The organism is Streptomyces sp. NPDC002232 (genome assembly GCF_042890295.1).
Classification (GTDB): domain Bacteria; phylum Actinomycetota; class Actinomycetes; order Streptomycetales; family Streptomycetaceae; genus Streptomyces.
Window position 1 is genome coordinate 44,741 of record NZ_JBIARV010000008.1, and the last position, 21,389, is coordinate 66,129.

At 71.6% G+C, this 21,389-nt stretch carries 22 protein-coding genes; 14 read left to right on the top strand and 8 right to left on the bottom strand.

Annotated features, from left to right (window positions below):
* Positions 1-2 precede the first annotated feature (2 nt).
* The 3 genes from ACFYXU_RS34080 to ACFYXU_RS34090 are packed head-to-tail and all read left to right on the top strand — an operon-like array spanning position 3 to position 3,356.
* Positions 3-1,706 (top strand): cytochrome c biogenesis protein ResB, encoded by a 1,704-nt coding sequence (locus ACFYXU_RS34080; RefSeq protein ID WP_376511772.1) that lies wholly within the window; start codon positions 3-5, stop codon positions 1,704-1,706.
* Complete coding sequence (gene ccsB / locus ACFYXU_RS34085; protein WP_361394451.1) at positions 1,703-2,785, top strand: c-type cytochrome biogenesis protein CcsB; 1,083 nt, start codon at positions 1,703-1,705, stop codon at positions 2,783-2,785. Before ACFYXU_RS34080 ends, ccsB begins: the two co-directional genes overlap by 4 nt.
* 37 nt (positions 2,786-2,822) lie before the next feature.
* The gene (locus ACFYXU_RS34090) at positions 2,823-3,356 is read left to right on the top strand and encodes an SRPBCC domain-containing protein (protein ID WP_389408882.1); all 534 of its coding nucleotides are present in this window, start codon (positions 2,823-2,825) and stop codon (positions 3,354-3,356) included.
* A 28-nt stretch (positions 3,357-3,384) separates the two neighbouring features.
* On the opposite strand, the gene ACFYXU_RS34095 is transcribed toward ACFYXU_RS34090, so the two are convergent.
* From ACFYXU_RS34095 to ACFYXU_RS34105, 3 genes are all read right to left on the bottom strand, one after another.
* Positions 3,385-4,932: an ABC transporter substrate-binding protein gene (locus tag ACFYXU_RS34095; protein ID WP_376511776.1), complete on the bottom strand. Its 1,548-nt coding sequence runs from the start codon at positions 4,930-4,932 to the stop codon at positions 3,385-3,387.
* 4 nt (positions 4,933-4,936) lie between these two features.
* Positions 4,937-7,000 carry a hypothetical protein gene (locus ACFYXU_RS34100; RefSeq protein WP_376511778.1) on the bottom strand — a complete coding sequence of 688 codons (2,064 nt, stop codon included), beginning with the start codon at positions 6,998-7,000 and terminating at the stop codon, positions 4,937-4,939.
* Positions 7,001-7,100: 100 nt separating this feature from the next.
* The gene (locus ACFYXU_RS34105) at positions 7,101-7,553 is read right to left on the bottom strand and encodes a nucleoside deaminase (protein WP_376511780.1); all 453 of its coding nucleotides are present in this window, start codon (positions 7,551-7,553) and stop codon (positions 7,101-7,103) included.
* 156 nt (positions 7,554-7,709) lie between these two features.
* Between ACFYXU_RS34105 and ACFYXU_RS34110 the strand changes: the two genes are divergently transcribed.
* On the top strand, positions 7,710-7,901 hold the full coding sequence (locus ACFYXU_RS34110; protein WP_376511782.1) for a hypothetical protein: 192 nt from the start codon (positions 7,710-7,712) through the stop codon (positions 7,899-7,901).
* A gap of 7 nt (positions 7,902-7,908) precedes the next feature.
* Here the strand turns inward: ACFYXU_RS34110 and ACFYXU_RS34115 are convergent, their stop codons facing one another.
* Positions 7,909-8,526: a flavodoxin family protein gene (locus ACFYXU_RS34115; protein ID WP_389461488.1), complete on the bottom strand. Its 618-nt coding sequence runs from the start codon at positions 8,524-8,526 to the stop codon at positions 7,909-7,911.
* A 149-nt stretch (positions 8,527-8,675) separates the two neighbouring features.
* Between ACFYXU_RS34115 and ACFYXU_RS34120 the strand changes: the two genes are divergently transcribed.
* Positions 8,676-9,605: a DMT family transporter gene (locus ACFYXU_RS34120; protein ID WP_376511786.1), complete on the top strand. Its 930-nt coding sequence runs from the start codon at positions 8,676-8,678 to the stop codon at positions 9,603-9,605.
* Here the strand turns inward: ACFYXU_RS34120 and ACFYXU_RS34125 are convergent.
* Together ACFYXU_RS34125 and ACFYXU_RS34130 are read right to left on the bottom strand one after the other, a co-directional pair.
* Entirely contained in the window at positions 9,508-10,386 is an 879-nt protein-coding gene (locus ACFYXU_RS34125; protein ID WP_376511788.1) for a LysR family transcriptional regulator, read from the bottom strand. The genes ACFYXU_RS34120 and ACFYXU_RS34125 overlap by 98 nt on opposite strands.
* Positions 10,386-10,790 (bottom strand): PLD nuclease N-terminal domain-containing protein, encoded by a 405-nt coding sequence (locus tag ACFYXU_RS34130; RefSeq protein WP_361394474.1) that lies wholly within the window; start codon positions 10,788-10,790, stop codon positions 10,386-10,388. The genes ACFYXU_RS34125 and ACFYXU_RS34130 overlap by 1 nt, the downstream gene beginning before the upstream one ends.
* Before the next feature lie 89 nt (positions 10,791-10,879).
* Between ACFYXU_RS34130 and ACFYXU_RS34135 the strand changes: the two genes are divergently transcribed.
* From ACFYXU_RS34135 to ACFYXU_RS34145, 3 genes are read left to right on the top strand one after another with little or no spacing between them, the layout of a single operon-like run.
* Positions 10,880-12,337 (top strand): menaquinone biosynthesis decarboxylase, encoded by a 1,458-nt coding sequence (locus ACFYXU_RS34135; RefSeq protein WP_389408878.1) that lies wholly within the window; start codon positions 10,880-10,882, stop codon positions 12,335-12,337.
* Positions 12,334-13,236, top strand: a complete 903-nt coding sequence (gene mqnP, locus ACFYXU_RS34140) for a menaquinone biosynthesis prenyltransferase MqnP (RefSeq protein ID WP_329853087.1) — start codon at positions 12,334-12,336, stop codon at positions 13,234-13,236. Before ACFYXU_RS34135 ends, mqnP begins: the two co-directional genes overlap by 4 nt.
* A gap of 31 nt (positions 13,237-13,267) precedes the next feature.
* Positions 13,268-13,936, top strand: a complete 669-nt coding sequence (locus ACFYXU_RS34145) for a UbiX family flavin prenyltransferase (protein ID WP_376511794.1) — start codon at positions 13,268-13,270, stop codon at positions 13,934-13,936.
* Here the strand turns inward: ACFYXU_RS34145 and ACFYXU_RS34150 are convergent.
* Positions 13,933-14,070 carry a hypothetical protein gene (locus ACFYXU_RS34150; RefSeq protein WP_329853089.1) on the bottom strand — a complete coding sequence of 46 codons (138 nt, stop codon included), beginning with the start codon at positions 14,068-14,070 and terminating at the stop codon, positions 13,933-13,935. The two genes, ACFYXU_RS34145 and ACFYXU_RS34150, sit on opposite strands and share 4 nt — an antisense overlap.
* A gap of 113 nt (positions 14,071-14,183) precedes the next feature.
* Between ACFYXU_RS34150 and ACFYXU_RS34155 the strand changes: the two genes are divergently transcribed.
* Positions 14,184-14,639, top strand: coding sequence for an Lrp/AsnC family transcriptional regulator (locus ACFYXU_RS34155; RefSeq protein WP_361394483.1), 456 nt, complete (start codon positions 14,184-14,186; stop codon positions 14,637-14,639).
* A 91-nt stretch (positions 14,640-14,730) separates the two neighbouring features.
* Positions 14,731-15,894: an aminofutalosine synthase MqnE gene (gene mqnE, locus ACFYXU_RS34160; RefSeq protein ID WP_361394486.1), complete on the top strand. Its 1,164-nt coding sequence runs from the start codon at positions 14,731-14,733 to the stop codon at positions 15,892-15,894.
* A 134-nt stretch (positions 15,895-16,028) separates the two neighbouring features.
* On the opposite strand, the gene ACFYXU_RS34165 is transcribed toward mqnE, so the two are convergent.
* Positions 16,029-16,562 (bottom strand): GNAT family N-acetyltransferase, encoded by a 534-nt coding sequence (locus ACFYXU_RS34165; RefSeq protein WP_329853092.1) that lies wholly within the window; start codon positions 16,560-16,562, stop codon positions 16,029-16,031.
* 135 nt (positions 16,563-16,697) lie between these two features.
* Between ACFYXU_RS34165 and ACFYXU_RS34170 the strand changes: the two genes are divergently transcribed.
* From ACFYXU_RS34170 to ACFYXU_RS34185, 4 genes are all read left to right on the top strand, one after another.
* Positions 16,698-16,964 carry a DUF4229 domain-containing protein gene (locus ACFYXU_RS34170; RefSeq protein ID WP_329853093.1) on the top strand — a complete coding sequence of 89 codons (267 nt, stop codon included), beginning with the start codon at positions 16,698-16,700 and terminating at the stop codon, positions 16,962-16,964.
* 359 nt (positions 16,965-17,323) lie between these two features.
* Complete coding sequence (locus ACFYXU_RS34175) at positions 17,324-18,664, top strand: dicarboxylate/amino acid:cation symporter (protein ID WP_361394491.1); 1,341 nt, start codon at positions 17,324-17,326, stop codon at positions 18,662-18,664.
* A 154-nt stretch (positions 18,665-18,818) separates the two neighbouring features.
* On the top strand, positions 18,819-19,397 hold the full coding sequence (locus ACFYXU_RS34180) for a TetR/AcrR family transcriptional regulator (protein ID WP_361394494.1): 579 nt from the start codon (positions 18,819-18,821) through the stop codon (positions 19,395-19,397).
* Between the two features lie 108 nt (positions 19,398-19,505).
* Entirely contained in the window at positions 19,506-21,386 is a 1,881-nt protein-coding gene (locus ACFYXU_RS34185) for an AMP-dependent synthetase/ligase (RefSeq protein WP_389461493.1), read from the top strand.
* Positions 21,387-21,389 lie beyond the last annotated feature (3 nt).

The following is a 21,389-nucleotide window of genomic DNA, read 5'->3' on the forward strand; positions in this document are numbered from 1 at the left end:
CCATGAGCAAGACCGAAACGACGGAGCAGCAGGACGGCCTCGGCGGCGCCGGGGACCGGCTGTCGACCGCTCCCCAGGAGGACACCGCCCTCGGCGGCCCCCGGCTCGGGGTGATCGGCTGGATCCGCTGGTTCTGGCGGCAGCTGACCTCGATGCGGGTCGCGCTGATCCTGCTCTTCATGCTCTCCCTGGGCGCCGTCCCCGGCTCCCTCATCCCGCAGAACAGCGCGGACGAACTGAAGGTGCAGACCTTCAAGAACGCCCACCGGACGCTCACCCCGCTGTACGAGAAGCTCCAGTTCTTCGACGTCTACAGCTCGGTATGGTTCTCCGCGATCTACATCCTGCTCTTCGTCTCCCTCATCGGCTGCATCGTGCCCCGCAGCTGGCAGTTCGTCGGCCAGCTCCGCAGCCGCCCGCCGGGCGCGCCCCGCCGCCTCGACCGGCTCCCCGCGTACACCACCTGGCGCACCGGGGCCGAGCCCGAGGAGGTCCGCGAGGCCGCGCTCACCGTCCTCAAGGGCCGCCGCTTCCGCGCCCACACGGCGGGCGACGCCGTCGCGGCCGAGAAGGGCTACCTGCGCGAGGCCGGGAACCTGGCCTTCCACGTCGCCCTGATCGTGATGCTCGTCGCCTTCGCCTGGGGCCAGCTCTTCAAGTCCGAGGGCGGCAAGCTGATCGTCGAGGGCGACGGCTTCTCCAACACGCTCACCCAGTACGACGACTTCAAGTCCGGCTCCCAGTTCGGCACCGACGAGCTACAGCCCTTCAGCTTCAAGCTGGACTCCTTCAACGGCACCTACGAGAAGAACGGCCCCCAGCGCGGCACCCCGCGCACCTTCGAGGCGGCCGTCACCTACTCGGAGGGCGGCGCCGACAAGAAGTCCGTCATCCGGGTCAACGAGCCCCTCGTGGTCGGCGACTCCAAGGTCTACCTGATCGCCCACGGCTACGCGCCCGTCGTCACCGTCAAGGACCCCCGCGGCAAGACCGTCTTCCACGGCGCCGTGCCGCTGCTCCCCATCGACAACAACATCACGTCGACCGGCGCGATCAAGGTCATGGACGGTTACCGCGACAAGAACGGCAAGAAGGAGCAGCTGGGCTTCCAGGCCTTCTTCGTGCCGACCTTCGCGGGCGCCGGCAAGGGCACGATGTTCTCGCAGTTCCCGGCGCTCGACTTCCCGGTCATGGCGCTCACCGGCTTCCACGGCGACCTGCGGGTGAACTCCGGTCTGCCGCAGAACGTGTACCAGCTCGACAAGTCCAAGATGAAGCAGTACACGGACGCGTCCGGCAACAAGCTGGCGCAGCGCCTGCTGCCCGGCGAGACCATGACGCTGCCCGGCGGCGCCGGCTCGATCACCTTCGAGAAGGACGTCAAGGAATGGGCGAGCTTCCAGATCTCGCAGCAGCCCGGCAACGGGCTCGCGCTCTCGGGCGCGATCGCCGCGATCGCCGGACTCACCGGTTCGCTGTTCATCCAGCGGCGCCGGGTCTGGGTCCGGGCCGTGCGCGGTGAGGACGGCGTCACCGTCGTCGAGATGGCGGGGCTCGGCCGCAGCGAGTCCGCCAAGCTGCCGGAGGAGCTGGGCGACCTCGCGGTCGCGCTGACCGTCCAGGCGCCCCCGGCGGCGGAAGCCGTACCGGAACCCGCGGAAGAACCCGCAGAAGACCCTGCCCCTTCTGGAGAGGCCGACAAGTGATCCTCGCCGCCACGACCAACGAGAGCCTGGCGCGGATGAGCGACCTGCTCATCTACTCCTCGATGGCCGTCTACACCCTGGCCTTCTTCGCCCACATCGCCGAGTGGGTGTTCGGCAGCCGCAGCAAGGTCGGCCGCACCGCCGCCGCCCTGACGCAGCGGGCCGAGGCCGCGCCCGCCGCCGTCAGCGTCCAGGTCAAGCAGGCCGGCGGGACCGCCGTCCTCGACAAGCCGAAGGTCGTCACGCGCTCCGCGGCGGGCACCCGGGACGTGCCGGACGGTCCCGGCGCGGCCGGCGGCACGGTCAAGGGCGACCTGTACGGCCGCATCGCCGTCTCGCTGACCGTCCTCGCCTTCCTGATCGAGGCCTCGGGCGTGGTCGCCCGCGCGCTCTCCGTGCAGCGGGCCCCCTGGGGCAACATGTACGAGTTCTCCACCACCTTCTCGACGGTGGCGGTCGGCGCGTACCTCGGCTTCCTCGTCGCGAAGAAGAACGTCCGCTGGATCGGCCTCCCCCTGGTCACCACCGTCCTGCTCGACCTGGGCATGGCCACGACCTGGCTGAAGACCCCCAGCGACCAGCTGGTCCCGGCGCTCGACTCGTACTGGCTGTGGATCCACGTCTCCACCGCGATCTTCTGCGGCGCGGTCTTCTACATCGGCGCGGTCGCGACCCTGCTCTACCTCTTCCGCGACTCGTACGAGAACAAGCTCGCGACCGGCGGGAACCCCGGCTCCTTCGCCCGCTCCGTCCTGGAGCGGCTGCCCGCCGCGGCCACGCTCGACAAGTTCGCCTACCGGGTCAACGCGGCCGTCTTCCCGCTCTGGACCTTCACGATCATCGCCGGCGCGATCTGGGCCGGCGACGCGTGGGGCCGCTACTGGGGCTGGGACGCCAAGGAGGTCTGGTCCTTCATCACGTGGGTCGGCTACGCCGCGTACCTGCACGCGCGCGCGACGGCCGGCTGGAAGGGCCGGAAGGCCGCGTACATCGCGCTCATCGCCTTCGGCTGCTTCCTGTTCAACTACTACGGCGTCAACATCTTCGTGAGCAGCAAGCACTCCTACGCCGGCGTCTGAGCTGGCACGGGGCCTCTCCCGGGGTGACGCTGGAGGTATGAGCGAGATCCCCCTGGGCAGGAGCGAGACCCACGACGGCGACGCGCACCTGCTGCGGTTCGTGGTGGACCTTCCGCATCCGGTGCCGGTGGTCTGGGCGGCGGTCGCCTCGCCCGAGGGGCTGCCGGGCTGGCTCTGCGAGGCGGACCCGCTGGAGCCGCGGCTCGACGGGAAGGTCACCCTCCGCCGGTTGGACGGCGACGACACCGAGGTCTCGGGGCTGGTGACGGCCTGGGACCCGGACGTCGTGGCCGAGTACACGGTCGGCCCCTCGCTCGGCCGGATCCGGTTCCATCTGGAGCCGGGATCCGGCGGCGAGGGGTCGACCGTGCTGCGTTTCACGAACGAGGTGCGCGGTCCGGCGGAGCACCGGCTGGACCGCCTCGCCGGGTGGCACGAGCACTTCGAGCGGCTCGCCGCGGCGCTCGCGGGTCACCCGACGGACTGGACCGCGTGGACGCCGGACCGCCGACGGCACCTGCGGGAGCTGTACGAGCGGGACGAGGCCCCCTGGCCCCGGTGGGAGCCGTAGGGGGTGTCCTGTCGATCAGGCGCCGGGCTCACTTCTTCTTCGGCGGCAGGCAGGTGGCCGTCGGGGGCCGTCCCTCCGGCCAGGCCATCTGGACGAACCGCTGGCTGCCGTCCTGGGCGAGCTCCACGATCGGGACCGCCTTGTTGTACGGGTTGCCGTAGTTGTCCAGGCAGATCCAGCCGCTCGCGCCCTCGACCCGCAGGGAGCCCTTGACCTGCGGCCACTGCGTGCCGACGTCCTCCTTCGTCGGGTAGGCGGCGCCTTCCGGGGTGGCCTGCCGGATCGCGTGGACCGCGGTGGCCATGGCGTCGTACGCGATGATCGCCTGGCCGTCCGCGAGGGCCACCGGCCGGTCCTTGGGGGCCGCCTTGGCGATGTCCGCCACGAAGTTCTCGTACGCCTGGGGGGAGCCGCCGGTCCTGGGCACGGCCCGGCCGGGCGCCGGCTTCCAGGCGTCGGGGTGGGCGAGCGCCGCGTACCGCACGGTCACCCGCGACTTGAGCGCCTTGCGTTCGAGCTTCTTGTCCGCGCCCAGGTACGAGCCCTCGTCGCCGGTCAGGACGGTGAAGGAGCGGCTGATGCAGCCCCGGTCGCCGAGCGCGTTGATGAACTGGCGCAGCTGGGTGTGCCGCCCCGCGAAGAAGACGGTCTCGGCGGTGGTGTCGCAGATGAGGTGCGTGATGTTGCGGAAGGTGTTGGCGGTGGTGCCCTCCTGGGTGGGGTCGGGGGCGGAGGTGAACTCCGACGCCTCCAGGGGCGCGTCCTCGAGCGACGCGGCGAACGCGGCCTTCAGGGTGTCGACGTAGTGGTCGCCGCTGCGGGTGTCCTGGACGAGGAGCGCCTTGGCCGCGTCGACCTTGCCGAAGTGCGCGAGCGCCTTCGCCTCGTCGCCGTTGGTGGGGGAGACGCGGGCGAGGCCGGGATAGGGCTTGCCGCCGGGGCCGTTGGCGATGTCGTCGGCGGTGATGGTCGTGCCGACGACGGCGATCCTGGCGCGGGTGAGGGCGGTCACGGCCTCGCGCATCTCGGTGGAGGAGGTGGCGATGCCGGAGACGGCCCGGAGCCGCTCGGGGCCGTCGGCCAGGGCGACGAGCTGGTCGACGGTGGTGCGCCAGTGGGCGTTGCCCCGGCCGGTGTTGGCGAGGACGAGACGGATGGTGGGCCGCTGCCCGTTGGACTCCTGGTTGGCCCGGCGCTGGTAGGCGTACGCGCCCTGCACCTCGTGCAGGACCTTGGTGCGCATGCCGGCGTCGGTGGAGGTCAGGGGCAGGAGGACGGCGACGGTGACGTACTCGCCGGGCTTGAGTCCGGCGTTCTCGGCGCGGATGGCCTCGGCGACGTCCCTGAGGTCGGCGTCGCCGAAGTCGTGGCCGGAGCCGTTGACGCCGACGCATTCGTCGCTGCCTGCGGGACGGGCCACGCCCTCGGCGCAGGAACGGTCTTCCGGGGTGGTGAGCCGGGCGAAGCCGTACCCGCCCAGACCGAGGACGACGGCGGCCGTGACGACCGAGGCGACGAGCTTCTGACGGGGCGTGCGGACGCGCCGGCGCAGCCGGGCGGTGAGGCGGTCGGGCATGGCGTCAGACTCCGTTCTCACGGCCCGGCGGCAGGGACAGCTCCCGCCAGGCACGGATGTCGCGCGGCCAGTGGCCTGCCGCGTCCCAGAGTGAACCGCTGCCCGAGAGGTGACGGCCGGAGAGCCGGCGCAGCTCGTGCGCGAGCCGGTCGGCGACCTCGTCGTCGGGCAGTGCGAGCGGATCGGTGAGCAGCCACACGGAGTGCAGCAGCCGCCGTACGGACAGGTGGAGTGCGGTGGTGTCGGGGTCGAGGCCGTCCGGGAGGGCGCCGGCCGGGTCCTGGCCGAGGGCGACGGCCCGCCGCGGATCGGGTCCGGGCCGGTTCCGCTCCCGGGGGTACGGGGCGGCGGCGATGAACCGCAGCCGGCCCAGCCAGCCGAGGACGTCCTGCTCGGGGAAGGTCTCCCGCAGGTGGGTGACGGCCTCCTCGGGCCGGCCGAGGGCCAGCGCGTGGTGGAGGCGGTACGGGCCGGGGTGCGGCCCGTAGTGCCGGTAGAGCGTCTCGTGGACCGCGTGCCAGGCGGCGTACCTCGGATGGTCGCCGTCCGCGAAGCGGAGCCGGTGCAGGAGCAGGGCGCGCAGCAGCGGGTCGGCGACGAAGTGCGCGGGGCCCTCGCTCCAGTCCTCGGCGCGGAGCTGGTCGCGGACCCGCAGCGCCACGTCCCCGTCCAGGGACTCCCCCTGGAGCCGGGCGTGGGCGAGCATCCGGGCCGACTCCTCGTCGTGGGTCGCGGCCAGCACGGCGTACGGCCCCGGACCGCGCACCGGCAGGAGCTCGGCGAGGAGCGTGGGCGCGACGGGCACCGGAGGGGCGTCCTCGCGCAGCTCCACGGTGAGGTCGAGGAGCCCGCCCGGGGTGAGGCCGGCCCGCAGCGCGGCCGGGGTCTCGCCGGCGGCCCGGCCGAGGAGCGCCACGCCGAGGGGCCGGCCGCCGGTCAGCCGGTGGACGGCGCGGGCGAGTTCGGCGGGGGTGCGGCCCGCCGGGTCGTGGTGGTCGAAGGCGGAGCGGGTCTGGGCGGGCGACAGCGGGGTCAGCTCGACGGCGAGGATCCCGGAGCCGACGCTCGCCCCGCGCGGGCACGGCGCGCGGTGTCCGGTCTCCGGGAGCCGGGTGCGGGTGGCGTGGCGCAGGCCCTCGTGGTCCCGGACCCGGGAGGTGGCCAGGACGACGACCCGGTCCCGGCGGCCCTCGGCGGCGCGGGCGCGCAGGATCGGTTCGACCAGCTGCCGGCCGAGCGGCTCGTGGGCGTTGTCGAGGAGGAGCAGGGGGCGGCCGACGCGGCTGCCGCGGCGGAGCCCCGTGTAGGCGGTCAGCAGGTCCTCGGTGAGGGCGCCCACGAGGAAGTCCTCGGCCTCGCGGCGGCGCCGGCCGTCGTGCTCGAAGTCGATGGCGAGCTGCTGGAGCCCGGCCTTGCCGCGCCCGCCGGCGTTGCGGTAGCTGCCGTACCAGCTCTCGGAGGAGCGCTGGAGGCGGCCGAAGACCTCTTCGAGGACGGTCTCCACGGTCGCCTCTGCGAGCAGCCCGGCGAGCGGGGCGGCGGCGTCGGCGAAGGTGGCGGCGAGCTTGGTGAGGACCTTGCCGACCCAGTTGCCGGCGGCGCCCCGGGTCGCGTCGACGGTCGCCAGGAGCGGTCCGAGCCGCTGGAGGTCGCGCCGGGCCCGCTCGTCGTCCTCCTGCGACCAGGCCAGCGAGGCGACCGCGACCAGGCCCAGCGAGAGCCGGGGGAAGCGCACCGGCCGGGCCGCGAGCACCTTCGGCGACAGCTGCACGGCCAGCTCCGACAGCGCCCCGGTGACCGGGGTCCAGCCGGGGCCGTGGTCGGCGGGCGGCTCGACGTGGGAGCAGTCGAGGAGGGCGAGCGGTGTGTAGCCCTTGTAGCGGTTGCGGACCTCCTTGAGCAGCGCGGTCTTGCCCATGCCGCGCCCGCCGGTGAAGACCGTCACCGGCGGGTCGTCCCCGTGCTCGTAGGCGACGCGCGCGCCGCCCTGCCGGCTGAGCCCGACGAGCCGGGCGACGAGCCCCCCGTCGTCCAGGACCGCTTCGCGGCCGTACAGCTCTCTGTCCACGCCCCTGCCACCCCCGTCACAGTCAACTCAAGGATATCGACGGTGTGTTGGGAAAGCGGTGACGTTTTCGACTCTCTTCTCGGCAGTCTTGGGCCCCGGCTCACCCAGCGCCGATGTCCTCGCTCCACAGGTCCGGCCGGTCCGCGACGAACGCGCGCATCAGGGCGACGCACTCGGGGTCGTCGAGCACCACGACCTCGACCCCGTGCTCCCTGAGCCAGTCGTGCCCGCCGTGGAAGGTCTCCGCCTCTCCGACGACCACCCGGGAGATCCCGAACTGCCGCACCAGACCGGAGCAGTACCAGCAGGGCGACAGGGTCGTGACCATCGTCGTCCCCCGGTACGAGCGCTGCCGCCCGGCGGCCCGGAAGGCCGCGGTCTCGGCGTGCGCGGACGGGTCGCCGTCCTGCACGCGCCGGTTGTGCCCGCGTCCGAGCGGCACCCCGTCGGCCCCGTACAGCACGGCCCCGATCGGGACACCCCCCTCGGCGAGACCGGCGCGGGCCTCGGCCAGGGCGGTGCGGAGCCACCGGTCGGCCAGTTCCAGATCCATGGGGGGAGCCTTCCCCGGCGGGGTGCCCGCCTCACTCCCGGGACTGCCGCCGATCGGCTGAGGCCGGGGGCCGCACCGGCCGGGTGAGCGGGGGACGGGCGCCGACAGGTCCTAGCGTGCCGGGTGACCTGCCGTCCGACCGAGAGGTTCCTTGCCATGCGTTCCCTGCTGACCGCCCTCGCCGTCGGTGCCGTCGTGCTCTGCTCCGCCGGAGTCGCCAGCGCCGACGTCACCGTCGAGATCGAGCCGGAGGCCTCGCACACGATCGTCTTCGGCGACTGGCTCCAGTTCGCCAAGGACGACGTGTTCAACGCCGGCCACGACAACACCGTCGGCTCGAACGACTGACCAGGCGCTACGCGACGGCGTCGGCCTCCTCGTACGGGAAACGGGCGAGGGGGGCGACGCCCTGGAAGAAGGTCCGGGCGCGGCCCATCGCGGCCTCGTCGGCGCGGACCCGGCCCGGCCGCGTGGCCGTCCCCGTCAGGACCCCGCCGAACCGCATCCGCAGGTACGCCGCCGAATGGCTCAGGCCCGTCACCAGGCCGTCCGCCACCTCGTGCTCGTCGTGCCCCATGGCCGTCACGCCCCACAGCGTGCCGCCCGCCATGCGCTCCTTGAAGTCCGATCCGGGCACGTTCAGCCAGCCCGACCAGTAGTCCAGGTACCGCTTGGCCTGCGCGGAGAGGCTGTACCAGTACAGCGGCGAGACGATCACGACGTCGGTGGCCTCCACGGTGGCCCGCAGCAGCAGCTCCTCGGCCCCGCCCACCGGCCGGCCGGTGGTCTCGTGCCGTCCGTCCCGGAAGTCCGGCAGGTCCAGCCCGCTCAGGTCCACCCAGCGCTGCGAGAAACCCGCGGGCAGGTGCGCGGCGGCCTCGCGGGCCAGGATCTCGGAGTTGCCCTCGGCACGTGAGCTGCCGAGGACGAAGAGGAACGAACGGTCCGTGCCGTGGGCGGCGTCGAGGGTCATGCTGCTGCTCCGGTCTCGTCGGGTATCCCCTGGCAACTCCGCCTCCCCCACCGCTATTCCGCCCCATCGGCCCCGCCGATCGGCCCCATCGGCAGGACGCCCCACTGGCCCGTGGACCGGCCCCCGGCCTCCTTCGTAGCGTCGTCGGCATGAGAAACGAGACCAGGGGAACCGTCGAACTCACCCTCGCCATGGTGCTCTCCGGCACCCTCGGCGTCTTCGTCGTCGAGTCCGGGGCCTCGCCCTTCGCGGTGGTGTTCTTCCGGTGCCTCTTCGGCGCCGTCGCGCTCGGCGCCTACAGCCTGCTGCGCGGCTTCCTCACCGGGCACGGGTTCACCGCCCGGAAGCTGGGACTCGCCGCGCTCGGCGGGGTCTTCATCGTCTTCAACTGGGTCTTTCTGTTCGAGGCGTACGCGGCGACCTCGATCTCCCTGGCCACCGTCGTCTACCACACGCAGCCGTTCTTCCTCGTGCTGCTCGGGGCGGTGTTCCTGCGGGAGCGGATCTCCGGGGCCAAGCTCGGCTGGCTCGTCCTCGCGTTCGCCGGGCTCGTCCTCGTCTCCGGCGTCCGCCCCGGCGACACGGCCTCCCTCGCCGGACTCGGCTACGCCCTGGCCGCCGCCGTCCTCTACGCCCTCGCGACCTTCGTCACCAAGCGGATCACCGGCGTGCGGCCCCACCTGATCGCGCTCGTCCAGGTCCTCGTCGGGCTGCCGCTGCTGCTGCCCTTCGTCGACTTCGGGACGACCGGCGGCCTCGGCACCGGATGGGCCTGGCTCGTGGGCCTCGGACTGATCCACACCGGGCTCATGTACGTGCTCATGTACGCCGCGTACGCCAAGCTGCCCACCGCGAAGATCGCCGTCCTGGCCTTCACCTACCCGGCCGTCGCCATGGGCGTCGACTGGGCCGTGTACGGGCACCACATCGGGCTCGTCCAGGCGCTCGGCGTCCCGCTGATCGTGCTCGCCAGCCTCAAGGTCACCCTCGCTGCTCGGACACCAGCCGCCGCGCCTGCTCCACGAACAGCCGCACGTGCGCCGGAAGCCGCTTCCCCCGCCGCCACGCGAGCTGCGTGAACAGGGTGAACGGCGCCTCCCAGGGCAGCGCGACCAGGGTTCCGCCCGCCAGCTCCCCCGCGACGGTCACGCGGGGGAGCAGCGCGATCCCGAGCCCGGAGGCCACCGCCCGCTTGCTCGCCTCGATGGTGCCGAACTCCAGGAACCGGGGCTCGTCCAGCGCGGCCTCGAACAGGTCGCGGTAGGCGCACCCCGGTTCGGTGCCCACCAGCGGGGTCCCGGTCAGATCGGCCGTGCTCAGCTCCGTACCGCCCGCGAGCGGGTGGCCCGGGGCGGCGACCAGGAGCAGCGGCTCGGGCGCGAGGACCTCCGACTCCAGACCCTCGTGCGCGGTCTCCGCCTCCATCAGGAAGCCGACGTCGTACGTGCCCTGTCGCAGCGCCTGCCGCGTCTCGTCGCCGAGGGTGGGCCGCAGCGCGAGCCGCACCTTCGGGTAGCGGTGGTGGAAGTACTCCAGGAGCGGCGGCAGCCGGTAGGAGGTGAGGGACTCCATGGTGCCGATCGCGATCGGGCCCGAGGGCTCCGCCGTGGCCGCGACGGCGGACCGGGCCTCCTCCGCCAGCTCCGCCATCCGGCGGGCGTACGGGAGGAGCCGCTCCCCGGCCTCCGTCAGCCGGATCCGGGAGCCGAGGCGCTCGAAGAGGTCGACGCCGAGCGAGGTCTCCAGGGCGCGGATCTGGCTGGTCACGCTCGACTGCGCGTAACCCAGCTCGGCGGCCGCCCGGGTGAAGGAGAGGACGTCGGCGACCTTCTCGAAGGTGGCGAGGAGCCGCAGCTCCATCAGGCCTGGTCCTTGTCCTCGCCCTGCTCGCGCCGCTTCAGCTCCTCCTCGCGGCGGCGCAGGTCCGCCTCCCAGTCCTCGAGGCGCGACTCGTCCTTCTCGCGGGGGGAGGAGGCGGTCTCGTCGCGGAGCGACTTCAGGAACTCGGGGTTGTCGTCGGGGGCGACCCACCGGCCGCGCCGGCCGCTGTGCCACTCGGAAGGCGTACGGCCTCCGGCGGGGGCGTGGCGCGCCTTGCCGGCCACGAGCCAGACGACCGGGCCCACGATCGGGAAGAGCAGGATGATGAGGACCCAGACCACCTTCTGGAGGTGCCTGGTCTCCTCCTCGGGGGTGTTCAGGCAGTCGATGAAGGCATAGATCGTCAGCGCCAGCGGCAGGATGAACATCAGCGCCCTGAGCATGTGGGACGGCCCCCTGGAAGCAGCGGCGGGGCTCCTTGGGGCGGCCCCGGTGACGAGCCAAGCCTAGCCCGTGACCGATACTGGCCCCTATGGCTTACGACGATCTCCGCTCGCTGCTCAGGGCCCTGGAGCGTGAAGGCGACCTCAAGCGCATCAAGGCCGAAGTCGACCCGTACCTGGAGGTCGGGGAGATCGTCGACCGGGTGAACAAGGCGGGAGGCCCGGCGCTTCTCTTCGAGAACGTCAAGGGCTCCTCGATGCCCCTCGCGATGAACGTCTTCGGCACGGACCGCCGCCTCCTCAAGGCCCTCGGCCTGAAGTCGTACGGCGAGATCAGCGAGAAGATCGGCGGGCTCCTCAAGCCGGAGCTGCCGCACGGCTTCGTCGGGGTCCGCGAGGCCTTCGGGAAGCTGGGCTCGATGATCCACGTGCCGCCGAAGAAGGTGAAGCCCGGGGACGCCCCCGTGCAGGAGGTCGTGCTCACCGGCGACGACGTCGACCTCGACCTCCTCCCGGCGCTGTTCACCTGGCCGAAGGACGGCGGCTCCTTCTTCAACCTGGGCCTGACCCACACCAAGCACCCCGAGACCGGCGTGCGGAACCTGGGCCTCTACCGGCTCCAGCGGCACGACAAGCGCACCATCGGCATGCACTGGCAGATCCACAAGGACAGCCGCAACCACTACGCCGTCGCGGCGGCGAAGGGCGAGCGGCTGCCGGTCGCGATCGCCTTCGGCTGCCCGCCGGCCGTCACGTACGCCTCGACGGCGCCGCTGCCCGGCGACATCGACGAGTACCTCTTCGCCGGCTTCGTGCAGGGCAAGCGGATCGAGATGGTCGACTGCAAGACCGTCCCGCTCCAGGTCCCGGCCCACGCCGAGGTCGTCGTCGAGGGCTGGCTGGAGCCGGGCGAGACGCTCCCGGAAGGTCCCTTCGGCGACCACACCGGCTTCTACACGCCGCAGGAGCCCTTCCCCGCCCTGAAGATCGACTGCATCACCATGCGGAAGCGTCCGCTGCTCCAGTCGATCGTCGTCGGCCGGCCGCCGACCGAGGACGGACCGCTGGGCCGGGCGACGGAGCGGTTCTTCCTGCCGCTCCTCAAGATCATCGTGCCGGACATCGTGGACTACCACCTGCCGGAGTCGGGCGGCTTCCACAACTGCGCGATCGTCTCGATCGACAAGAAGTACCCGAAGCACGCGCAGAAGGTCATGCACGCCATCTGGGGCGCGCACATGATGTCGCTGACCAAGCTGATCGTCGTGGTCGACAAGGACTGCGACGTGCACGACCTGCACGAGGTGTCCTGGCGGGCGCTCGGGAACACGGACTACGCCCGGGACCTGACGGTCGTCGAAGGACCGGTCGATCATCTGGACCACGCCTCCTACCAGCAGTTCTGGGGCGGCAAGGCCGGTATCGACGCCACGAAGAAGCTGCCCGAGGAGGGCTACACCCGGGACGGCGGCTGGCCGGACATGGTGGAGTCCGATCCGGCGACGGCGGCCCTGGTGGACCGCCGCTGGAAGGAGTACGGGCTGTGACCACCGCGGCCGTGCCCGGCGCCGAGCCGGGGCGCACCAAGGCATTCCTGCGGCTCGTGATGATCGAGCACTCGGTCTTCGCGCTGCCCTTCGCCTACATCGCCTCGCTCACCGCGATGTTCCGGCTGGACCGGAACATCCACTGGTGGACGCTGTTCCTGGTCACCGTGTGCATGGTGGGCCTGCGGACCTTCGCGATGGCCTGCAACCGGATCATCGACCGCGAGATCGACGCGCGCAATCCGCGCACGGCCGGGCGGGAGCTGGTCACCGGCGCGGTGTCGGTGCGCTCCGCGTGGACCGGGGCCGGGATCGCCGTCGTCGTCTTCCTCGGCGCGGCCGCCCTCCTGAACCCGCTGTGCCTGGCGCTCGCGCCGCTCGCCGTCATCCCGATGGTGGTCTATCCGTACGGCAAGCGGTTCACGAACTTCCCGCACGCCATCCTGGGCCTCGCCCAGTCGATCGGGCCGATCGGCGCCTGGCTCGCGGTGACGGGGGAGTGGTCCTGGGACGCGGTCGTCCTGGGCCTCGCGGTGGGCGTCTGGATCGGCGGCTTCGACCTGATCTTCGCCTGCCAGGACGTGCAGGCGGACCGGGCGCACGGCGTCATGTCGGTGCCGGCCCGCTTCGGCGTGCCGGCCGCGCTCTGGGGCGCCCGGGCCTCGGCGGTCGTCACGACGGGGCTCCTGGTCTGGTACGCGCTGCTGACGGACGCGGGGCTGTTCTTCTGGGTGGGCCTGGTGATCGTGGTCGCCGCCTTCTGCTACGAGCACTCGATCGTGAAGCCGCACGACCTGTCCCGGCTGAACAGGGCCTTCTTCACGACGAACGGGTTCATCGGGATCAGCCTCTTCGTGTGCGCGCTGCTGGACCTGCTGGTCCGCGGGCTCACTCCGTAGCCCCGGTCCGAGGACGGATAGGCTCGACGGCATGAACGACGGCAAGCGCACCCCCTGGATCGTGGGGGTTTCCGGGGCGTCGGGTACGCCGTACGCCGCCGCCGTCCTGAGGGGGCTGCTCGACGCGGGGGAGAGCGTCGACCTCGTCGTCTCGCGGGCCTCGCGGCTGACGCTGCTCGACGAGACGGGGATCAGCTTCCGGGACGCGCACTGGCGCGAGGACCTGGCGGCCTGGCTGGCGCGGGGCGCGGACGGGAAGCCGGACACGTTCACCGCCGACCTGGGGGACGTGCGGTACTGGGCCGCCGGGGACCTGGGGGCGGGACCGTCCTCCGGCTCGTACCCGGCGAAGGGGATGCTGGTGGTGCCGGCCTCGACCGCGGCGGTGGCGGGAGTGGCACTCGGGCTCTCGAAGGACCTGCTGCAACGGGTCGCGAGCGTGACGCTGAAGGAGCGGCGTCCGCTGGTGGTCGCGGTGCGGGAGACCCCGCTGAACGGGCAGACCCTCAAGCACATGGTGGCGCTGGACGAGGCGGGCGCCGTGGTGCTGCCCGCCTCTCCGGCGTTCTACGCGGGGGCGACGCACATCCAGGATCTGGTGGACTTCGTCGCCGGGCGGGTGCTGGACGCGGCGGGAGTGCCGCACCAGCTGTACCGCCGGTGGGAAGGAGAGCTGGGTGCGGCTCTCCGGGCTGATTAGCGCTTCTTGGCGTGCTTCTTCGCGGCGCGCTTCGAGGCGGCGGTCGGCTGGTGGGCACGCGAGCGGTTGGCCAGGTCCTGAAGCTCGCGCATGCGTGCGTAGGCCATCTCGATCGTGTACACGGTGAACACCACTCCTGAAAGATCGTCTTTGATCTGCTGAAAGATTCACAGGGCGTCTTCCCTGTGTACCTTAGATTCTATACCTAAACTCGCGGTATCGCTGGACAATGGAAGGCTTCATACCTATGGACGCCGTGGACAGGCAGCTCATCCAGGCTCTGCGCGAGAACGGCCGTGCCTCGTACGCCGAGCTCGGCCGGCTCGTCGGGCTCTCCGGCCCCTCCGTCACCGACCGCATCAACCGTCTTGAGGCCGCCGGGGTGATCACCGGCTACCGCGCCACCGTCGACGCCGCCTCGCTCGGCCTCGGCGTCACCGCCCTCATCGGCATCTCGCTCTCCGACGCCGCCGACCACGAGGACGTGGCCCGCCGGCTCAAGGACCTCGCCGAGATCGAGGACTGCTGGTTCATCGCCGGCGACGACTCCTTCATGCTCAAGGTGCGGGTCAACGACGTCGACGGCCTGGAGAAGACGATCCGCCGGCTCTCCGGCACCAAGGGCGTCTCCCGCACCCGTACGACGATCGTGCTCTCCACGAAGTGGGAGAACCGGGTCGGGGAGCTGCCTGAGGAGGGCTGACGCGAAGCGTCAATGGGGGTACCTCCCGCCCGAAGGGTGGGGGAGTACGGTGGGCAGGCTTGGATTCGGAGATAAAGGAAGGCGGCCGTACATGGACGCGGGACTCAAGCGCGAACTTGAGCAGAAGGTCCGGGACGGTGAGCGGCTGAGCCGTGAGGACGGCATCGCCCTGTACGAGTCCGACGACCTCGCCTGGCTCGGCGGTCTGGCCCACGAGGTCCGGACCCGCAAGAACGGCGACGTGGTCCACTTCAATGTCAACCGGCATCTGAACATGACCAACGTCTGCACCGCCTCCTGCGCCTACTGCTCCTTCCAGCGCAAGCCGGGCGAGAAGGACGCGTACACCATGCGCATCGAGGAGGCCGTGCGCCTCGCGAAGGCGATGGAGAACGAGAACCTCACCGAGCTCCACATCGTCAACGGGCTGCACCCCAACCTGCCCTGGCGCTACTACCCGCGCTCCCTCTCCGAGCTCAAGAAGGCCCTGCCGCACGTCTCCCTCAAGGCGTTCACGGCCACCGAGATCCACCACTTCGAGACGATCTCCGGCCTCTCGGCCTCCGAGATCCTCGACGAGCTGATCGAGGCCGGCCTGGAGTCGCTGACCGGCGGCGGCGCCGAGATCTTCGACTGGGAGGTCCGGCAGCACATCGTGGACCACCGCACCCACTGGGAGGACTGGTCCCGGATCCACCGGCTCGCCCACGAGAAGGGGCTCAAGACCCCCTCGACCATGCTCTACGGCCACATCGAGGAGCCGCGCCACCGCGTGGACCACGTGCTGCGGCTGCGGGAGCTCCAGGACGAGACCGGCGGCTTCCAGGTCTTCATCCCGCTGCGCTACCAGCACGACTTCGTGGACATGCAGGACGGCAAGGTCCGCAACAAGCTCCAGGCGCGCACCACGATGGCGACCGGTGCCGAGGCCCTGAAGACCTTCGCGGTCTCCCGGCTGCTCTTCGACAACGTGCCGCACGTCAAGGTCTTCTGGGTCATGCACGGCGTCCAGACCGCGCAGCTGGCGCTCCAGCACGGCGCGGACGACATGGACGGCTCGGTCGTCGAGTACAAGATCACGCACGACGCCGACAACTACGGCACGCCGAACAAGCTGGGCCGCGAGGACCTGCTCGAACTGATCCGCGACGCGGGCTTCCGGCCGGTGGAGCGGAACACGCGGTACGAGATCATCCGCGAGTACCCGGGCCCGGACGCCGAGCGGCGCGAGACGCCGCAGGCGATGCGCTTCTGACGCGGTCGTGAGGAAGGGCCGGCGGGGAGGACACTCCCGCCGGCCCTTCTCGCTGTCCGGAGGGGGACTCCCGGCCGGTTCTTCCCACTGTCCGGGGGAGAGGACTCCGCGCCGGCGCCCTCGCGGTCCCGAGGTCACTTCAGGGGCAGCAGCATGACGATGTCGTCGCGGTCGTCGCCGGGGGCGACCCGGATCGCGTCGGGGACGCGGCCGACCTCCTTGTAGCCCGACCGGGCGTAGAAGCCGTCGACGCCGGTGCCGCCCCGGCAGGTCAGCCGGATCGCCTCGACCGCCTCGAAGCCCGGGGCGGTGCGGGCGGTGTGCTCGACGGCCGCCATGAGTGCGCGGCCGTAGCCCCTGCCCTGGTGCCGGGGGTGGACCATCACCGTGTAGAGCCACACCCAGTGGGTCATCAGCGGGTGGCTGTTGAAGGTGAAGAAGGCGGTGGCGGCGACCCGGCCGTCCTCGTCGCGGCCGACGAGCAGGCGGGTGCCGCCCTCGGTCATCGCGACGAGGTGCCTGAGCAGCGCGGGGCGTATCTCGTCGGGGGTCACGGGGGGTACGAAGCCAACGGCGCCGCCCGCGTTCGAGACGTCGGCCCAGAGGGAGAGCACGCCGTCGCGCAGGGCGGGATCGACTGCCGGGTCCACCTCGAAAGTAAGGGTCATGAGGTCAATGTATCTATTACTTTCGGAGGGCTCAAGAGGCCCGGTCCCGGGTCGCCCGCCGCCGCGTGCTTCACTGGATGACGCTCGTCCCTCAGGGGAACTTTGGGATCTTTCGGAACGGAAGAGTGGACTGACATGCTCCGCTACACGCTGATGCGGCTCGGGATCTTCGCCGGGTGCTTCCTCGCCCTGTGGGGTCTCGTCTACGTCGGCGTGCTGCCGCGCGGCCTGGGTGACTCGAACCTGCTCTGGGTGCTCGTCCTCTCCATCGTCATCTCCGCCCCGCTGAGCTTCGTCCTGCTGCGCAAGGTGCGGGACGAGGCGAGCGCCGAGATCGTGGCGAAGGTGGACCGCGCGAAGGGCCGTCTGGACGCGAACCGGTCCCAGGAGGACGCGCTCTGACCGCGTAAGGGCCGCGTAAGCTTCCTCACAGACACCCACCCCGGGCAGAGCCTTCCAAGGCTCCGGCCTGGGGTGTTCTGCGTTTCGGAGGCGAAAGGGCGCTTCTGTGACCCAAAGAATGGCTTTGAGGTTCTCAAAGTTCAAGTGTTAACGTGTTCGACATGAAGACAGCAGTGCGCCCCTCTCCTGCCGCGAGCACCCCGCTCGTGGCGCGCCTGCACGTCGACCTCTGCCGCTGTATGTCCGCGGTCTGTTGCCGCGCGCTCTGATCCGGCATCATGCAGCGGCCCGCGCCCGAGCGCGTGTGTGCCGCACCCCCGTCCTCGTATTCCCCCGATACGCACCTGTGGAGTGTGCCTGTGTCCGCGTCCGCGTCCGAGACGAAGTCCCCGGCTTCCTCGCGCATACCCAAGGTCCCCTTCTGGGCCCAGATCATCGTCGGTCTGGTCCTGGGCGCCCTGCTCGGCTGGGTCGCCCGCAGCCAGGACGTCTCCTGGCTCAAGGAGACCCTCGGCCAGATCGGCGACATCTTCGTCCAGCTGCTCAAGCTGGCCGTCGCACCGCTCGTCTTCTTCGCGATCCTGGTCTCGATCACCAACCTGCGGAAGGTGAACAACGCCGCCAGGCTCGCCACCCGCACCCTGCTCTGGTTCATGATCACCTCGCTGATCGCGGTGGCCATCGGCCTCGCCATCGGCCTGATCACCAACCCGGGCGCCGGCACCGGCCTCACCCCGCAGGACGGCAAGCTGCCCAAGCGCGAGGGCTCCTGGATCGACTTCCTCACCGGCATCATCCCGACGGACGTCATCACGCCCTTCACCGAGCTGAACGTCCTCCAGATCGTCTTCATGGCCGCCGTCGCCGGCATCGCCGCCCTCAAGCTCGGCGACCGCGCCAAGCCGATCCTCACCCTCTCCGAGTCGGTCCTGGAGCTCCTCCAGAAGGCCCTCTGGTGGGTCATCCGCCTCGCCCCGCTCGGCACCGTCGGCCTCATCGGCTTCGCCATCGCCGACTACGGCTGGGACCTCATCGGCAAGTACGCGACCTTCACCGCCGACGTCTACGTCGGCTGCGCCCTGGTCCTCTTCGGCGTCTACCCGCTGCTGCTCGCCACGGTCGCCAAGGTCAACCCGCTCCAGTTCTACAAGGGCGCCTGGCCCGCCATCCAGCTGGCCTTCGTCTCCCGCTCCTCGGTCGGCACCATGCCGGTCACCCAGAAGGTCACCGAGCGCCTCGGCGTCCCGAAGGAGTACGCCTCCTTCGCCGTCCCGTTCGGCGCCACCACCAAGATGGACGGCTGCGCCGCGATCTACCCGGCGCTCGCCGCGATCTTCATCGCGCAGATCTTCGACGTGCAGCTGGGCATCGGCGACTACGTGCTGATCGCCTTCGTCTCGGTCATCGGCTCGGCGGCCACCGCCGGCCTCACCGGCGCCACGGTCATGCTCACCCTGACCCTCTCCACCCTGGGCCTCCCCCTGGAGGGCGTCGGCCTGCTGATGGCGATCGACCCGATCCTGGACATGATGAGGACGGCCACCAACGTGGCGGGACAGGCTCTGATCCCGGTCATCGTGTCCGCCCGCGAGAAGATCCTCGACCACACCGCGTACGAGAACGCCTCGTCCTCCCCGATCGACGACCTGGTCGAGGTCGGCGAGAAGGACCAGAAGGTCGCGGTCACGGCCGCCGCCTGACCCCCGCACCGGGCATCCGCGCCCCCTGCCCCCTCCGGGCAGGGGGCGCGTACGCTTTCGCGGGGCGTCCAGAGGATCTTGGAAGCAGGGGTGGGCCGTCATGGCCGGTGGGGAGAAGGCGCGGCGGTTGCCGCGGGCCGTTCGGGAGCGGCAGATGGTGGACGCGGCCGTGCGGTGCTTCGCGCGGCAGGGGTACCAGGCGGCGTCCATGGACGGGATCGCCGAGCTCGCCGGGGTCTCCAAGCCGCTGGTCTATCTCTACCTCGGCTCCAAGGAGGAGCTGTTCACCACCGTCATCCGGCGGGAGGCCGGGGAGCTGCTCGCGGCCGTCGCGGCCGGGGTCGGGGGGCCCGGGACGCCGCCCGACGAGCGGCTGTGGGCGGGGCTGCTCGCCTTCTTCACGTACGCCGCCGAGCATCCGGACTCGTGGGTGGTGCTGAGCCGGCAGGCGCGGACGCAGGGGGAGCCGTTCGCCGGGGAGGCGGCGCGGATGCGGGACGAGATCGTGGGCTTCGTGGCCGGTCTCCTCGGGGAGGCGGCGGAGGGCGCGGGCCTCGTCGCGCGGGACGTCGACGCGCTGGCGCAGGCGCTGGTGGGGGCCGCCGAGTCGCTGGCGGCCTGGGCGAACGAGACCCCCGGGGTGACGGCGAAGGAGGCCGCCTCGACGCTGATGGACTTCGCCTGGTCCGGACTCGGAAACCTCATGAAAAGCGAGCGCTGGTCTCCCCGTTGAGCCTTACCGCGCAGTAAGGTTACCGGCTAGTCAAGGCTGTTGACGCTCCGTGGCGCCCAACGTGCCGACGCACGACCTCAGTTCATCGCGCAGACCGAGGAGCCGCCCGTGTCCGTCGTCACCGCAGCGTCCGGGACCGAGCCGGTCGAGCCGCACAAGGTCGTGGTGGACGGACGGGTGCGGGAGGTCTCCGTGCCCGCCCTGGTCCCCCGGGTGGCCCGCGGCTCGCTCGCCGACCTGCCCTACGACAACGCCCGGCAGGCCCCCGACGCCGTCCTCTTCTCCCGGAAGGACGGACAGGGGGTCTGGCAGGACGTCACCGCCGCCCGGTTCGCCGCCGAGGTGCACTCCGTCGCCAAGGGCCTCATCGCCTCCGGCCTGCGCCCCGGCGACCGGCTCGCCCTGATGGCCCGCACCACCTACGAGTGGACCCTGATCGACTTCGCCGCCTGGGCCGCCGGGCTCGTCACCGTCCCCGTCCACCCCACCTCCTCCGCCTTCCAGACCCGCTGGATCCTGGAGGACTCCGGGGCCTCGGCCTGTGTCGTCGAGGGCCCGGAGCAGGCCCGGCTCGTCTCGGCCGAGCGGCGGCAGCTGCCCGGCCTGACCCACCTGTGGGTCCTCGGCACCGGCGCCGTCGACCAGCTCCGCCGGGCGGGCGCGCGGGTCGCCGACGAGGCCGTCACCGCCCGCCGGGGGCTGCTCACCCCGGCGGCCCTCGCCACCCTCGTCTACACCTCCGGCACCACCGGCCGGCCGAAGGGCTGCGCCCTCACCCACGCCAACTTCTTCGCCGAGGTCGACAACGCGGTCCGGCTCCTGCACCCCGTCTTCCTCTCGGAGAGCAAGGAGCCCGCCTCGACCCTCCTCTTCCTGCCGCTCTCCCACGTCTTCGGGCGGATGGTCGCGGTCGGCTGCGTCCGGGCCCGCGTCCGCGTCGGACACGCGCCCTCCGTCGAGGGCGAGGAACTGCTCACCGATCTGGCCGCCTTCCGGCCCACCTTCCTCCTCGCCATCCCGTACGTCCTGGAGAAGGTCTTCAACAAGGCCCGGGCCACCGCCGAGCGGGGCGGGAAGGCCGCCGCCTTCGACCGGGCCGCGCGGGTCGCCCGCCGGTACGGGCAGGAGGCCTCGCCCTCGCTCGCGCTGCGGACCGTGCGGGCGCTCTACGACCCGCTCGTCTACCGGCGGATCCGGGCCGCGCTCGGCGGCCGGGTGACGTACGTGATCTGCGGCGGCTCCCCGCTCGGCGCCCGGCTCGCCGAGTTCTTCGCGGGCGCCGGGGTCGAGGTCTTCGAGGGGTACGGCCTGACGGAGACCACGGCCGCCTCGACGGTCACCCCGCCCCGCCGGCCGCGCACCGGGACCGTCGGCTGGCCGCTGCCGGGCACGGCCGTCCGGATCGCCGACGACGGGGAGGTGTGGCTCCGGGGCGGGCACGTCTTCGCCGGCTACTGGGACGCGCGGCGCGGGATGGCCCTGCCGTACACCGACGACGGCTGGTTCCCCACCGGGGACCTGGGGTCGCTCGACGCGGATGGCTATCTGCGGATCACCGGCCGCAAGAAGGACATCCTCATCACGTCGGCGGGCAAGAACGTCGCCCCGGCGCCGCTGGAGGACTGGCTGCGGGCCCATCCGCTGATCGGCCAGTGCATGGTGGTCGGCGACGACCGCCCGTACGTCACGGCCCTGATCACCCTGGACCACGAGGGGCTGACGCACTGGCGGCGGATGCGGCGCAAGGACCATCTGGCGCTGTGGGAGCTGGCCCGGGACCCGGAGCTGCTCGCCGCGCTCCAGCGGGGCGTGGACGACGCGAACCGGCTGGTCTCGCGGGCCGAGTCGATCCGCGCCTTCCGGGTCCTGAACACCGACTTCTCGGAGGCCTCCGGACATCTGACGCCGTCCCTGAAGCTCAAACGGCGTGCGGTGCTCCGGGACTTCGCCCGGGACATCGAGGAGATGTACGGCTCGGGGGCCGAATAGGCC

Bases quoted from the DNA above. Each gene is read 5' to 3' on its own strand.
- ACFYXU_RS34125 (WP_376511788.1), bottom strand. From the start codon at position 10,386: ATGGAGCTGCGGCTCCTCGCCACCTTCGAGAAGGTCGCCGACGTCCTC.
- ACFYXU_RS34095 (WP_376511776.1), bottom strand. From the start codon at position 4,932: ATGCCCGACCGCCTCACCGCCCGGCTGCGCCGGCGCGTCCGCACGCCC.
- ACFYXU_RS34110 (WP_376511782.1), top strand. From the start codon at position 7,710: ATGCGTTCCCTGCTGACCGCCCTCGCCGTCGGTGCCGTCGTGCTCTGC.
- ACFYXU_RS34165 (WP_329853092.1), bottom strand. From the start codon at position 16,562: ATGACCCTTACTTTCGAGGTGGACCCGGCAGTCGATCCCGCCCTGCGC.
- ACFYXU_RS34170 (WP_329853093.1), top strand. From the start codon at position 16,698: ATGCTCCGCTACACGCTGATGCGGCTCGGGATCTTCGCCGGGTGCTTC.
- ACFYXU_RS34120 (WP_376511786.1), top strand. From the start codon at position 8,676: ATGAGAAACGAGACCAGGGGAACCGTCGAACTCACCCTCGCCATGGTG.
- ACFYXU_RS34105 (WP_376511780.1), bottom strand. From the start codon at position 7,553: ATGGATCTGGAACTGGCCGACCGGTGGCTCCGCACCGCCCTGGCCGAG.
- mqnE (WP_361394486.1), top strand. From the start codon at position 14,731: ATGGACGCGGGACTCAAGCGCGAACTTGAGCAGAAGGTCCGGGACGGT.
- ACFYXU_RS34115 (WP_389461488.1), bottom strand. From the start codon at position 8,526: ATGACCCTCGACGCCGCCCACGGCACGGACCGTTCGTTCCTCTTCGTC.
- ACFYXU_RS34145 (WP_376511794.1), top strand. From the start codon at position 13,268: ATGAACGACGGCAAGCGCACCCCCTGGATCGTGGGGGTTTCCGGGGCG.
- ACFYXU_RS34130 (WP_361394474.1), bottom strand. From the start codon at position 10,790: ATGCTCAGGGCGCTGATGTTCATCCTGCCGCTGGCGCTGACGATCTAT.
- ACFYXU_RS34155 (WP_361394483.1), top strand. From the start codon at position 14,184: ATGGACGCCGTGGACAGGCAGCTCATCCAGGCTCTGCGCGAGAACGGC.
- ACFYXU_RS34180 (WP_361394494.1), top strand. From the start codon at position 18,819: ATGGTGGACGCGGCCGTGCGGTGCTTCGCGCGGCAGGGGTACCAGGCG.
- ACFYXU_RS34080 (WP_376511772.1), top strand. From the start codon at position 3: ATGAGCAAGACCGAAACGACGGAGCAGCAGGACGGCCTCGGCGGCGCC.
- ACFYXU_RS34090 (WP_389408882.1), top strand. From the start codon at position 2,823: ATGAGCGAGATCCCCCTGGGCAGGAGCGAGACCCACGACGGCGACGCG.
- ACFYXU_RS34135 (WP_389408878.1), top strand. From the start codon at position 10,880: ATGGCTTACGACGATCTCCGCTCGCTGCTCAGGGCCCTGGAGCGTGAA.